Source organism: Actinomadura sp. CNU-125, from assembly GCF_001942465.1.
GTDB lineage: Bacteria > Actinomycetota > Actinomycetes > Streptosporangiales > Streptosporangiaceae > Spirillospora.
Genome location: NZ_MKJY01000088.1, coordinates 1 through 13017 on the forward strand (window position 1 = coordinate 1; position 13017 = coordinate 13017).

The 13017-nt window shown below is 73.5% G+C and carries 8 protein-coding genes and 4 pseudogenes; 10 read left to right on the plus strand and 2 right to left on the minus strand.

What is annotated here, in order from left to right; all coding sequences use genetic code 11:
• A partial coding sequence (locus tag BJF79_RS11615; RefSeq protein ID WP_262401873.1) for an MFS transporter occupies positions 1–1409 on the minus strand: 1409 nt, incomplete at its 3' end.
• 270 nt (positions 1410–1679) lie between these two features.
• On the opposite strand from BJF79_RS11615, the pseudogene BJF79_RS59445 reads away from it, so the two are divergent.
• The 7 genes and pseudogenes from BJF79_RS59445 to BJF79_RS11630 all read left to right on the plus strand — a co-directional run.
• Positions 1680–3467, plus strand: a pseudogene (locus BJF79_RS59445) (beta-ketoacyl synthase N-terminal-like domain-containing protein); the annotation flags it as partial.
• Between the two features lie 301 nt (positions 3468–3768).
• Positions 3769–4035, plus strand: a pseudogene (locus tag BJF79_RS59450) (acyltransferase domain-containing protein); the annotation flags it as partial.
• Positions 4036–4160: 125 nt separating this feature from the next.
• A pseudogene (locus BJF79_RS59455) lies at positions 4161–5423 on the plus strand (acyltransferase domain-containing protein); the annotation flags it as partial.
• Between the two features lie 332 nt (positions 5424–5755).
• Positions 5756–6628 (plus strand): annotated as a pseudogene (locus tag BJF79_RS59460) (SDR family NAD(P)-dependent oxidoreductase); the annotation flags it as partial.
• Positions 6629–7037: 409 nt separating this feature from the next.
• Positions 7038–8375 (plus strand): non-ribosomal peptide synthetase, encoded by a 1338-nt coding sequence (locus BJF79_RS59465; protein WP_262401874.1) that lies wholly within the window; start codon positions 7038–7040, stop codon positions 8373–8375.
• A gap of 37 nt (positions 8376–8412) precedes the next feature.
• A complete protein-coding gene (gene ccrA, locus BJF79_RS11625; protein ID WP_075896978.1) occupies positions 8413–9747 on the plus strand; it encodes a crotonyl-CoA carboxylase/reductase in 1335 nt (444 codons plus the stop codon).
• A 251-nt stretch (positions 9748–9998) separates the two neighbouring features.
• Positions 9999–11273, plus strand: a complete 1275-nt coding sequence (locus BJF79_RS11630; RefSeq protein ID WP_075896980.1) for a helix-turn-helix domain-containing protein — start codon at positions 9999–10001, stop codon at positions 11271–11273.
• Here BJF79_RS11630 and BJF79_RS11635 read toward each other — a convergent pair.
• On the minus strand, positions 11254–11484 hold the full coding sequence (locus BJF79_RS11635) for a hypothetical protein (protein ID WP_143219852.1): 231 nt from the start codon (positions 11482–11484) through the stop codon (positions 11254–11256). The genes BJF79_RS11630 and BJF79_RS11635 overlap by 20 nt on opposite strands.
• 204 nt (positions 11485–11688) lie before the next feature.
• Between BJF79_RS11635 and BJF79_RS11640 the strand changes: the two genes are divergently transcribed.
• The 3 genes from BJF79_RS11640 to BJF79_RS59475 all read left to right on the plus strand — a co-directional run bounded on the left by BJF79_RS11640 (position 11689) and on the right by BJF79_RS59475 (position 13014).
• A complete protein-coding gene (locus BJF79_RS11640; RefSeq protein WP_075896984.1) occupies positions 11689–12438 on the plus strand; it encodes a GntR family transcriptional regulator in 750 nt (249 codons plus the stop codon).
• Position 12439: 1 nt separating this feature from the next.
• Positions 12440–12796, plus strand: coding sequence for a hypothetical protein (locus tag BJF79_RS59470; protein WP_262401875.1), 357 nt, complete (start codon positions 12440–12442; stop codon positions 12794–12796).
• A gap of 95 nt (positions 12797–12891) precedes the next feature.
• The gene (locus BJF79_RS59475) at positions 12892–13014 is read left to right on the plus strand and encodes a hypothetical protein (protein WP_262401876.1); all 123 of its coding nucleotides are present in this window, start codon (positions 12892–12894) and stop codon (positions 13012–13014) included.
• The last annotated feature ends 3 nt before the right edge of the window (positions 13015–13017 follow it).

Consider the following 13017-nt stretch of genomic DNA (forward strand, 5'->3'; position numbering starts at 1 on the left):
GCCGCCGCGGCGGGCGGTGCGGCGGACTTCGCGGCGCGGCGGCGGGGCGGCGGGTCGGCGACGAGCGGGCGCTGCTTGCCGTGCTTGGGGCCGAGCCAGCCGCGCCGGCTGGGCAGGGTGAAACCGCCGATGAGGCCGCCGACCAGCACCAGCGCGGCGCCGAGGATCAGCCCGGACGACGTGCCCTCGCGGAACACCTCCAGTTCGGCGGCGCTCGCGCCCTCGTCGGGGACGTTGTGGATGAGCAGCCCGACGATCGCGATGCCGAACGCGCCGGACGCCTCCCGGATGACGTTGATGACGCCGCTGGCGACGCCCGCCTGCTGCTCGGGGACGGCCTTCAGCACGTACATCACCAGCGGCATGCCGAGGGCGGCGCCGACGCCGACGAGCATGACGCCGGGCATGAGGTCGGCGTAGCCGTCGCCGCGCTGGATCGTCGAGAACAGGAACATGCCGAGCGCCATCAGCGCCATCCCGCCGCCGATCGCGGGGCGCGGGCCGAGTTTGGTGGCGAGCAGGAACGCGACGGGCGTCAGCAGCATGATCGTGATGGCGGGGGGCAGCATGACCAGCCCGGCCTGGGGCGGCGAGAAGTCCAGGAAGCGCTGCAGGAACGTCGCGGAGTAGAACATCATGCCGTTGAAGCCGATGCCGTAGAGCATCTGCGACAGCAGCCCGCCGGTGAAGACGCGGTTGCGGAAGAACCGCATGTCGATCATCGGGTCGGGGGCCCAGCTCTCGACCATGATGAAGCAGACGAGCGCGATCAGGCCGAGCGCGAAGACGCTGAGCACGGACGGGTCGGTCCAGCCGTGCTTGTTGCCGGATTCCAGCCCGTAGGTGAACGCGAACAGCATCGTCGCGGAGATGAGCACGCCGGGCAGGTCGACGCGGGCGTCCTTGTTGTCGCCGTGCCCGGTGAGGACGAACATGCCGAGCAGGATCACCAGGATCCCGGGCACGATGTTGATCAGGAAGATCCAGCCCCAGTCCCAGTGCTGGACGATGATGCCGCCGATCGTCGGGCCGAGGGCGGTGGCGCTGGACGCAGCGCCGATCCAGACGATGTTGCCGATCGAGCGCTGCTTGTCGTTGCGGCCGACGGTGACCATGACCTGCGTGGCGGGCAGCGCGAGCGCGGCCCCGGCGCCCTGCACGATGCGGGCCAGGATCAGGACGTCGGTCGACTGCGCGAATCCGCAGACGGCGGACGCCGCGGTGAACACGATCATCCCGGACGTGAACGTGAGGCGCGGCCCGTAGACGTCGGTGAGCCGACCGCCCGCGATCATGAGGCACGAGAACATCAGGATGTACCCGGTGGCGACCCAGTCCTTGGCCGAATCCGACATGTCGAGATCGGCCATGATCGTGGGCAGCGCGTTGAAGACCACCGTGTTGTCCATGGTGATCATGAATGCGCTGACGGCGACGACCGCCAGCGCCCATCGGTATCGGCCCCGGGTCAACGGTGCACGCGGCGTGATCTCCCCCGCGCGCGGGAAATCCGCCGCTACCCCCTAAAATGTCTCGTCGAACTATTGTTACTTTTGGTTCATTACCGGTTACCCATCACAACTGTGGGATGGCTGTCTCAACTATCCCATCAGGCCACATTGGTTACTACCGAGTCTTGTCATCACCGTGACAAGTGACTTCGGAGAAAAGTGGTCTGGATGCGCATCCCGTGCCGGTCATCGTGGGACAAAGTGGGTCCCTGCTTCGATGAACGATCCCGTCATGGGGGGAACCCACCGCATGCAGAGCAACGATCGTTCCGGAGCCGCGCGGGACATCCCGCAGGATCGGGCTCGGATCAGCGAGGATTCGATTCGCCGGCACCTGATCGAGCAGATCGCGCGTCGCTCCCGGACCACCGCAGACCAGATCGATTCCGACCGTCCGCTCGAAGAGTTCGGGCTCGCCTCCCGCGACGCCGTCGCGATCGCGGGCGAGCTGGAGCAGATGCTCGGCCGGTCGCTCCCCGCCACTCTCGTCTGGGAGCACCCGACGATCGACAAGCTCTCGGTCGCCCTCGCCTCCGGCGCCGACCTCGCACCCGCCGCGAGCGCCGCACCGGCGGCGCCGTCCGTCCCGTCCGCCGCCCCGTCCGCCGACGAGCCGATCGCGGTCGTCGGGATCGGCTGCCGCTTCCCCGGCGGCGACCGCGACCTGACCGGGCCCGCCGACTACTGGCGGTTCCTCACCGGCCGCGGCGACGCGATCCGGGAGGTTCCGGACGGACGCTGGGACCCGTTCGACGACGGTTCCCCCGAGGTCGGCGACCTGCTCGCCAAGACCACCCGCCTCGGCGGCTTCCTGGACGACGTCGCCGAGTTCGACGCCCAGTTCTTCGGCATCACCCCCCGCGAAGCAGCGGTCATGGACCCGCAGCAGCGGCTCGTGCTGGAGGTCGCCTGGGAGGCGTTCGAGCACGCCGGGATCGGCCCGGCGTCGCTGCGCGGCAGCCGCACCGGCGTGTTCGTCGGCGTGTCCGCCCCCGAGTACGGCGCGTTCACCGCGTCCGACCCGGCCGCCCTGGAGCCGTTCACCGCCACCGGCGCCGCGCTCAGCATCATCGCGAACCGGCTGTCGTACCTGCTGGACCTGCGCGGCCCCAGCATGATCGTCGACACGGCCTGCAGTTCGTCCCTCGTCTCGACGCACCTCGCGGTGCAGGCGCTGCGGCGCGCGAGGCCGACGTGGCGCTCGCGGGCGGCGTGAACCTGCTGCTGTCCCCGACGGTCACCATGACGTTCGACCTCGCCGGGGGCACCGCCGCCGACGGGCACTGCAAGGCGTTCGACGCGTCCGCCGACGGCATGGTCCGCGCGGAGGGCTGCGGCGCGGTCGTCCTGAAGCGCCTCTCGGACGCGCGGCGCGACGGCGACCGGATCCTCGCGGTCGTCCGGGGCAGCGGCGTCAACTCCGACGGCCGCTCCAACGGGCTCGTCGCCCCGAACTCCGACGCGCAGCGGGCGCTGCTCCGCGACGTGTACGCGTCCGCCGGGATCGACACCCGCGAGGTCGACTACCTGGAGGCGCACGGCACCGGCACGTTCCTCGGCGACCCGATCGAGGCGAAGGCCGTCGGCGAGGTCCTCGGCGCGGGCCGCGCCCCGGACGAGCCGCTCCTGCTCGGTTCGGCGAAGTCGAACCTCGGGCACATGGAATCGGCCGCGGGCGTCGCGGGCCTGATCAAGGCCGTCCTCGCGCTGCACCACCGCGTCATCCCGCCGAGCGCGCACTACCGCGAGCCGAACCCGCACATCCCGTTCGACGACCTGCGGCTGTCGGTCGTCGCCGCGGAGACGCCGTGGCCCGAACGCGGGCATCCGGCCCGCGCGGGCGTGTCCGGTTTCGGCTTCGGCGGGACGAACGCGCACGTGATCCTCGAAGCCGCACCGGCGCCCGAACCGCGCGTCCAGCCCGCGGTCGTCCGGACGTTCCCCCTCTCCGACACCGCCGACGACCGGATCCGCGACCACGCGTCCGTCCTCGCCGCCTGGCTGCGGGACGCCGACGCGACCTGCCCGACCTGCCCGACCTGCCCGACCTGCCCGATCTCGCCCGCACCCTGCACGGGCGCGCCGGGCGCGGCCGGGCCCGCGCCGCCGTCGCCGCCCGCGACCGCGCCGGGCTGGTCGACGGGCTCACCGCCCTCGCCGAGGGACGCCCCCACCCGGGCGCGTCACCGGCTCGGCGATCGGCACGCCCGGCCGTCCCGTCTGGGTGTTCTCCGGGTACGGGGCGCAGCGCGCGGGCATGGCGCAGCGGCTCCTCGAAGAGGAGCCCGCGTTCGCCGAGGCCATCGACGACCTCGACGGGCTGTTCGCCGAGGAGGGCGGCCCCGCCCTGTGGGACCTCCTCGAATCCGGGGCGAAACCGGACGGACCGGCCGAAACGATGCCCGTCCTGTTCGCGATCCAGCTCGGCCTCGCCCGCATGTGGAAGGCGTACGGCGTCACGCCCGGCGCGGTGGTCGGCCACTCGATGGGCGAGGTCGCCGCCGCCGTCGTCGCCGGGGCCCTCACCCCGCAGGACGGCGTCCGCGTCATCTGCCGCCGCTCCCGGCTGCTCACCCGCCTCGTCGCGGCGGCGCGATGGCCGTGCTCGGCGCGTCCGCCGCCGAAGTCGAGGACCTGGCGCACGACCTGCCGGAGCTGTACGCGGCCGTCCACTCCTCGCCGAAGCAGACGGTCGTCACCGGCGACGCGGACCAGGTCGCCGAGGTCGTCCGGCGCGCCGAGGCCGAAGGCCGGCTCGCCCGCATGGTCCAGGCCGAGGGCGCCGGCCACTCCCCGCAGGTCGACCCGCTCCTCCCCGAACTGCGGGAGCGGCTCGCGGGCGTCGGAGCCGAACCGGGCACGCCGCTCGCGGACGGGATCGTCCTCTACACCACGGCCCTGGACGACCCGCGCGCCTTCGCCGCCGGGACGGCGGCGACCCTCGACGCCGAATACTGGGCGTCGAACCTGCGCAACCCCGTCCGGCTCACCGACGCGATCGCCGCCGCGTCCGAGGACGGCCACCGCACGTTCGTCGAGGTCAACGCGCACCCGATCCTCGCGCACGCCGTCGGCGAGACCCTCGACGGCTCGGGCGCGCTCGTCACGCACACGCTGAAGCGCGCGCGGAAGGGCGAGGAGACCGACGACACCCTCACCTTCCACGCGCAGCTCGCCCGCCTCGCCGCGCACGGCCTCGCGGTCGCCGCGCCCGCGGGCGGCGCGATCGTCGACGTCCCGTTCTCCCCGTGGCGGCACGAACGCCACTGGGTCGACCTCTCCGCGCGCGCCGACCGCGGCCGCGACGAGCACCCGCTGCTCGGCGCGCACGTCGAACTGCCCGGCGAGCAACGGCACGCGTGGCGCGCCGACGTGGGCCTCGCCGCCCGCCCGTGGCTCGCCGACCTCGCCGTCCACGGCCTGCCCGTCCTGCCGGTCGCCGCGTACGCCGAGATGGCCCTCGCCGCCGGGGCGAGCGTCCTCGGCACCGCCGACGTCCGCGTCAACAGCCTGTGGATGGAGCGGCCGCTCGCGCTCGCCGACCACACGACCGTCACCACGACCTGCACCGAGGACGAGCAGCGCGTCGAGATCCACGGCCGCACCCCCGCGGGCACCTGGACCCGGCTCACGCGGACGTCGGCGAGGACGGCCGCGCCCCCGCCACCGGCCCCGCCGAGGGCCTGGACGGCCTCGCCGAGATCGCCCCCGCCGAGCGCGGCAGCCGCCACTACCGCCTGCACCCCGAGGTCCTCGACCGCTGCCTCGCCGTCCTGTCCGCCGAGGCCGCCGCGGTCGCCGGGGACGACCACGTCTGGCTCGCCGAGACCATCGGCGGCCTGCGCGTCCACGGCCCGACCCACCGCGGCGGCCGCGCCCGCGCGACCGTCCTGCAGGGCGCGGGCGCCATGACCGGCACGGTCGTCCTGCTGGACGCCGACGGCCGAGTCCTCCTCGAAGCCACCGGCATCACGCTCCGCCGCACCGACCGCCCCGACGTCCCTGTCCCACTGCACGACAAGCTCGTCGAACTCGTCTGGGACGAGTCCCCGCTCGCCGGAGACACCGCCCCCGAATCCACCCCGAGCAGCGGGGACGCCTCGGACGGCTCGTCCGGCGGTGCGTGGCTCGTGTTGGCGGAGGCGGACGACGTGCTGGCCGGGGCGGTCGCCGACGGTCTCGCCGAGCGCGGGCGTCCGGTGATCCGGCACCTGCTCACCGCGACGCCGCCCGACGACCATCCGATGGACGGCGGGGCGGTCGCGGGCGTCGTGCTCGTGCCGTCCGCCGGGCTCGTCGACGAGGAACTCGTGCTCACGGTCGCGCGGGTCAGCCGGACGCTGCCCGACGGGCCCCGGCTGTACGTCGCGACCCGCACCGCCGTGCCCGTCCTGGACGGGGAGGCGGGGGAGCCCGCGCACGGGTTCGTCAGCGCGCTCACCCGGGTCCTGGCGTTCGAGCGGACGGTCCAGCGCGCGACGCACGCGGACGTCGACCGGCCCGCGGACCTCGTCGCCGAACTGCTGGCCGGCGCGGACGCGCGGGAGGTCGCGTGGCGCGGCGGCGTCCGGTACACGGCGCGGCTCGCGCCCGGTGCGGCGCTCGCGCCGCCCGCGAAGCCGGCGCGGCTCGTGCGGCGCGGCGGCGCGTACGTGGTCACCGGCGGGTACGGCGGGATCGGCCTGGTCACCGCGCGGCTGCTCGCCGAACGGGGCGCGGCGCGGATCGTGCTGTCGGGCCGCCGGGGTCCGGACGCGGCGGCCGAGAAGGTCATCGCGCGGCTGCGGGAGAGCGGCGTCGACGTGGGGATCGTCCTCGGCGACATCGCGGCGCCCGGCACCGCCGAGCGGCTGGTGCGGGTCGCGCAGGAGGGCGGCGTGAAGCTGCGGGGCGTCGTGCACGGCGCGGGCGCCATCGACGACCGGCTGATCGCCGACCTCGGCGCGGAGGATCTCCACAGGGTGTGGACGGCGAAGGTCGAGGGTGCGCGGCGGCTCAGCGAAGCCACGTGGGACCTCGACCTCGACTGGCTCGTCATGCACTCGTCGGCGGCGGCCCTGCTCGGCTCGCCGGGGCAAGGCGCGTACGCCGCGGCGAGCGCCGCGATCGACGCGCTGATGGCGTACCGGCGGGCGCACGGCCGTCCGGGCACGACCGTCAACTGGGGCACCTGGTCGCGGGTCGGCGGCGCGCCGCGACCTCGCGGTCGCGGTGATCGAGCCGATCAGCCCGGAAGAAGGCGCCGAAGCCCTCGAAGCGCTGCTGGTGCACGGGCGTCCCGCGACGGGCGTCCTGCGGTTCGACCCGGCGACCGCGGTCGGGCTGTTCCCCGAGATCCGCGACATGCCGTACTTCGCGGCGCTCACCGAGGCGGCCGGGGCCGACCGGGGCGAGGCCGCCGACTGGCCCGGCGTCGACGCGGTCAGGGAGCTGCCGGCCGCGGAGGCGCGCAAGGCGATCGCCGCGCAGGTCAGGTACCGGATCGCGTCCGTCCTCGGGTTCGAGCCGCAGCGCCTCGACCCGGCGGTGCCGCTGACCGACCTCGGCCTCGACTCGCTCGTCGCCGTCCGGATCAAGAGCGGCGTCGAGCACGACCTCGGGCTGACCGTGCCCGCGTCGGTGCTGCTGCAGGGCGCGAGCGTGAACGTGTTCGAGGAGTGGGCGGCCGGTGAGCTGGGCCTCGCCGACGCGCCCGCCCCCGCGCAGGCCGCGTCGAACGCCGAGGCCGGGTACGTGATGCCGCGCGACGCCGCCGAACGCCTCGCCGTCCGGATCTTCGAGGACGTCCTGGAGATCGACCGCGTCGGCGCCACCGCGGACTTCTTCGCCGACCTCGGCGGGACGGACGCGCAGGCCGACCGGCTCGTCGCGACGCTCGTCAACGAACTCGGCACCGAAGCCACGCGGGGCGAACTGCTCGCGACGCCGACGGCCGAGCACGTCGCGGAGTTCATCCGCGCGGCCGACGAGGAGGCGGCGCGGCAGACCGTCCGTCCGCTGAAGGCCACCGGGACGCGCCGCCCGATCTTCATCGCGCACCCGGCGGGCGGCACGACCGCCTGCTACCGGCAGCTCGTCGAGCTGCTCGGCGACGATCAGCCGGTGTACGGCCTCGAACGGTTCGAGGACGCGCCGCCGGTCGAGGAACGCGCCGCCCGGTACGTCCGGCATCTGCTGGAGGCGCAGCCCGAGGGCGCGTTCCGGCTCGGCGGCTGGTCGTTCGGCGGCGTCCTCGCCTACGAGACGGCCCGGCAGTTGCGGGCGGCCGGACGCGAGGTCGAGTTCGTCGCGCTGTTCGACGCGGGCCTTCCGCTCGCCGTGGACGACGAGTCCGACACGCTCGCGCGCCGGTTCTCCGCGTTCGCCGACTACATCAACGAAACGTACGGCCTGGACGTCGCGCTCACCTACGAGGAGCTGTCCGGGCTGACCGAGGAGGCGCAGTTCGCGCTGGTCATGGAGCGGGCGGCCCCGCTGGTGGACCACATTCCGCCGGCGGCGCTGACCCACCAGCTCACGTCCCACCAGGACACCCGATCCCTGGAGGCGTACCGGCCCGAGCCGTACGACGGCCGCGTCATCCTCTACTACGCGCCCGAGGAGACGCCTTGGGCGGTCCGGGACGCACGTTACGTGCTCGACGGGACCAACGGTTTCGGCGGTCTCTGCTCCGACCTGGAGAAGGTGACGATCCCGGACGTGCACCACCTCAATCTGCTCGACCCGCCCGGCGTGCGGACGCTCGCCGCGCACCTGGAAGACCGGCTCGCCGGACGCGCGCCCGCGCCCGGCACGGCCGCAGGCAGTGCACCGCCGGAGGCCGCGGGCGCGGCCGCGCGCGTCCGGCCGACCCCGGCCCGCTGAGGGCTCGCCCCACCCCGTCGTTCCACGGAGGACACCCATGGCTCAGCCCGGCTCGTCCCACCCGCTTCTCGACGCCGTCCGCAACGGCGCGAGCGGTCCCGAGCTGCAGGAGATCGACCTCCCGACCCGGTTCCGCGCCGCCTTCACGCGTAAGGACGAGGTCGGGATCTTCGAGGGGCAGACCGACAAGGACGTGCGCCGCTCGCTGCACGTGGACGAGGTCGACATGCCCGAGCTCGCCCCCGACGAGTGCGTGGTCGCGGTGATGTCCGCGGCGATCAACTTCAACACCGTCTGGTCGGCGATCTTCGAGCCGGTCCCGACGTTCGCGTTCCTGGAGAAGTTCGGTCGGCAGGGCTGGTACGGCGCCCGGCACGACCTGCCGTACCACATCCTCGGGTCGGACGGTTCGGGCGTGGTCGTCCGCACCGGCGAGGGCGTGCGGAACTGGAAGGCCGGCGACAAGGTCGTCCTGTCCCCGTTCTTCGTGGACGAGGAGGACCACGGCTCCTACGACGACGGCATGATGAGCGAGAGCCAGCTCGCGTGGGGCTTCGAGACGAACTTCGGGTCGCTCGGCGAGTACTGCATCGTCAAGGCGAACCAGCTCATCCGCAAGCCGAAGCACCTGTCGTGGGAGGAGGCGGGCTCGAACACGCTGTGCGCGGCGACCGCGTACCGGATGCTCGTCGGCCCGCACGGGGCCCGGATGAAGCAGGGCGACGTCGTCCTGATCTGGGGCGCGACGGGCGGGCTCGGCTCGTACGCGACGCAGCTCGTCCGCAACGGCGGCGGCATCCCGGTCGCGGTCGTGTCGTCGCCGGAGAAGGCGGAGATCGTCCGCTCGCAGGGCTGCGACAACATCATCAACCGCAGCGAGCTGAACCTCGGTGAGCAGGGCCTGCGCAACCCGAAGGCCGGACGGGTGCTGGGCGAGGCCATCCGCGGCCTCGTCGGCGAGGACCCGGGGATCGTGTTCGAGTACCTCGGCCGCGAGACGTTCGGCGCGTCGGTGTACGTCGCCCGCCGCGGCGGCAAGGTCGTCACGTGCGGTTCGTCGACCGGCTACAAGCACGAGTACGACAACCGCTTCCTGTGGATGCGGCTGAAGAGCATCATCGGTTCGCACGGCTTCAACTACCACGAGGCCGTCGAGGTCAACCGGCTGATCTCCCTCGGCATGATCCACCCGACCCTGTCGCGCGTCTACGACCTGGACGACGCGGGCGAGGCGACCCGCGCCGTCCAGACGAACCAGCACACGGGCAAGGTCGCGGTCCTGTGCGGCGCGACCGGCGAGGGCCAGGGCATCGACGACCCGGCGATGCGCGAGCGCATCGGCGAGGAGAACCTGAACCGCTTCCGCAACTGAACGATCCCCCCGCAAGGTCCGGGCGGCGCCGCCTCCACCCACCCCCAGGCGCCGCCCGGACCTTCACCTGCGTGATCACCGTGTGGAGGGGTGGGTGGGTGGGGCGGCCGGTTCTGGTCTGTTACCGACCTAGACTTTCGCCCTGGACGGTCAACGGGTCATGATTTGCCTCACATGGGTCTCATAAGTAGTTAATTACCCCCGGTGTGCGGCGCGGAACGCAGGGGAACCGAGCGGCGGGGAGGGTATACGTGTCGGACGACGGTTCGAGCGCCACCGGGCGGCCCTGGGCGGATCTGCCCACGGAGCTGGCCGATCACATGAGGCCGCACCTCGACGAGGTGGCGGACGACATGATGCAGGAGATCCAGACGAGGGTCCGCGAGTACGACCGTCCGGGCGACGGGGCCTACTCCGGGACCCTGCGGCAGGCCGTCGAGCGCGTGCTGCACTACTTCGTGGACCGGGTGGCCGATCCGGAGCACGAGCCCGCGAACGTCACCGATTTCTTCCGCGCCATCGGACGGGGCGAGGCCGGGGAGGGCCGCAGCCTCGACGCGATGCAGACCGCGATGCGGGTCGGCGGGATGATCGCGTGGCGGCGGATCACCGAGGGCGCCGACGCGCTGGCCGTCCCGTCCCGCACGCTGGGCGCGGTCGGCGAGGCGCTGATGCTGTTCCAGGACGAGCTGGCGCACGCGGCGGCGGAGGGCTTCTCCCAGGCCAAGGCCGAGGTGGCCGGGGAGATGCAGCGGCGCCGCAAGCGGCTGCTGGACCTGCTGTTCGCCGACCCGCCCGCCGGGGCGGAGGCCGTCGCGGACCTCGCGGCGGCGGCGCACTGGCCGCTGCCCCGGACGGTCGCGGCGGTCGCGCTCGGCCGCCAGGTCCGCGACGACCGCGGGACGGCGTTCCCGCCGGACGTGCTGGCCGACCTCACCCGCCGCACCCCGAGCCTGATCATCCCCGACCCGGACGGTCCGGGCCGTGCGAAGCTCGTGGACCGGGCGCTCGCCGGGACCCCGGCCGTCGTCGGCCCGACCGTCCCGGTGATGGAGGCGGGCCGCTCGTTCCAGTGGGCGCGCAAGACGCTGTGCCTGGTGCAGCGCGGCGTCATCGAGGCGGACGGCGTGGTGCGCAGCGTGGAGCACATGTCCACGCTGATCCTGTTCCAGGACGAGGGGCTCACGACGGCGCTCGCGGACCTGCGGCTCGCGCCGCTGTCGCACCTGCGGCCGTCCCAGCAGGACCGGCTCGCCGAGACGCTGCTGGCGTGGCTGCAGTCGGGCCGCAACGCCAACGAGGTCGCGATGCGGTTGCACGTGCACCCGCAGACCGTCCGGTACCGGCTGCGGCAGCTGGAGGAGCTGTTCGGCGACCAGCTGCTGGACCCGGACCTGCGGTTCGACCTGGAGATCGTGCTGCGGGCGCGGGCGCTGCTGGCGGCCGGGCCGGGCGAGCACCTGATCCCGCCCGCGCGGCCCGCCGCCGGGGAGAGCGGCGAGGTGGTCAGTTTCCGGCGCTCCTGAAGCGGAGCCGCTCGGCGGTGGCGACCCGCTCCGCCAGCCGGGTCTGCGCGTCGCACAGCAGCCACAGCTCGCCCTCGTCGAGCGCGACGATCTCTTCGAGGCAGCCGTTGAGCAGCTGGTAGTCCGACAACGGCGTCACCCGGGTGGCGCGCAGGCCACCGTCCGAGCGCTCGCTGTGCCAGCCGGGCATGCACATGGACACAGACATCACCGCGGACTCCTTGGTCGGCCTATGGTAGGCCCACCGTAAGGCGCCGGGCGTGGTGTCACAACGTGTTCGGCAGAACACGGACGGAGATTGTCGCGGTGCCCAACGTGGCGCCGGGGCAAGGTGGGCCTGACGGTACTCGCCACCTGTCCGGACGCGGTGTGAGATCGTGAGATCGACGCACCGCAGTTCGGAGCAGGATCTGGTATGCCGCGACCCCCCACGAAGGCGCAAGCGATCACCAGTGCGCTGGCCGCCCGGATCGTCGAGGGCGAGCTCGACCCGGGCGCGTGGCTGCCGTCCGAGCGGGACCTCGCCCGCGAGTTCGGCGCCGACCGCTCCACCGTCCGGCGCGCCCTGCGGATGCTCGCCGCGCAGGACCTCGTCCACGTCGAGCACGGCTCCGGGGTGCGGGTCCACGCCGCCGGACGGATCCGCCGTGCGGCGTCCGACGTCACCCGGCAGGTCGGCGGCTGGCGCGGGTTCCACGTGTCGGCGCAGCGGTCCGGCCGCACCCCGTTCACCCGGACGGCCGTCGCCGAGGTCGTCGCGGACGAGCGGCTCGCGCGGCGCCTCGCCGTGCCCGCCGGGACGCGGTTGCTGCGGCGCGCGCGCGTCCAGGGCGTCGAGGGCGACCCGCCCGTGCAGACCGCGACGACCTGGGTGCTGCTCGACGTCGTCGAGCGGGTCCCGGTCCTGCGGGAGGTCGACACCGGGCCCGGCGGGATCTACTCGCGGCTGGAGGAGGCGGGGCTCGCGATCGTGTTCGAGGAGACGGTGACCTGCCGGCTGCCGCGGGCGGAGGAGCAGGAGGTGCTGGAGATCGGCCCGGAGCAGCCGGTGCTGACGCTGTGGCGCCGCGCGTACGACCAGGACGACCGGGTCGTCGAGGTGACCCACCGGGTGGTGGCGGGGCACCGGCACGAACTCATCTACCGATACGGGGTGGGAGCCTGACATGTCCGACCTGGATAGGGACGCGGGCGAGCGGCCCGCCGTCCGGCGGATCGCGTCGCGCGTCGTCTACGAGAACCCGTGGATGGTGGTCCGCGAGGACGAGGTCGAGCGGCTCGACGGCTCGCGCGGCATCTACGGCGTCATCGACAAGCCCGACTTCGTGCTCGTGATCCCCGAGGAGGACGGCGGCTTCCACATGGTGGAGGAGTTCCGCTACCCGATCGGCCGCCGCACGTGGAACTTCCCGCAGGGCGCCGCGCCCGGCCGCGCGGTGGTGGAGCCGACGGAGCTGGCCCGCCGCGAGCTGGCCGAGGAGACCGGGTTCACCGCCGGACGCTGCGCCGCATCGGCTACCTGAACTGCTCGCACGGGACGAGCGGCCAGGGCTTCACGATCTTCCACGCGACGGCGCTGACGCCCGGCGAGCCCGACCGGGAGGCCGAGGAGCAGGACATGCGGCAGCGGTGGGTGTCGCGGGCCGAGTTCCGCGAGCTGGTCGCGAAGGGCCTGATCACCGACGACTCCACCCTCGCCGCGTTCGCCCTCCTCGCGATGGACGGCCTCCCGGCGGACTAGAGC

Coding starts and splice junctions, on each gene's coding strand:
- BJF79_RS59475 (WP_262401876.1), top strand. CDS start 12,892: ATGCGGCAGCGGTGGGTGTCGCGGGCCGAGTTCCGCGAGCTGGTCGCG.
- BJF79_RS11640 (WP_075896984.1), top strand. CDS start 11,689: ATGCCGCGACCCCCCACGAAGGCGCAAGCGATCACCAGTGCGCTGGCC.
- ccrA (WP_075896978.1), top strand. CDS start 8,413: ATGGCTCAGCCCGGCTCGTCCCACCCGCTTCTCGACGCCGTCCGCAAC.
- BJF79_RS59470 (WP_262401875.1), top strand. CDS start 12,440: ATGTCCGACCTGGATAGGGACGCGGGCGAGCGGCCCGCCGTCCGGCGG.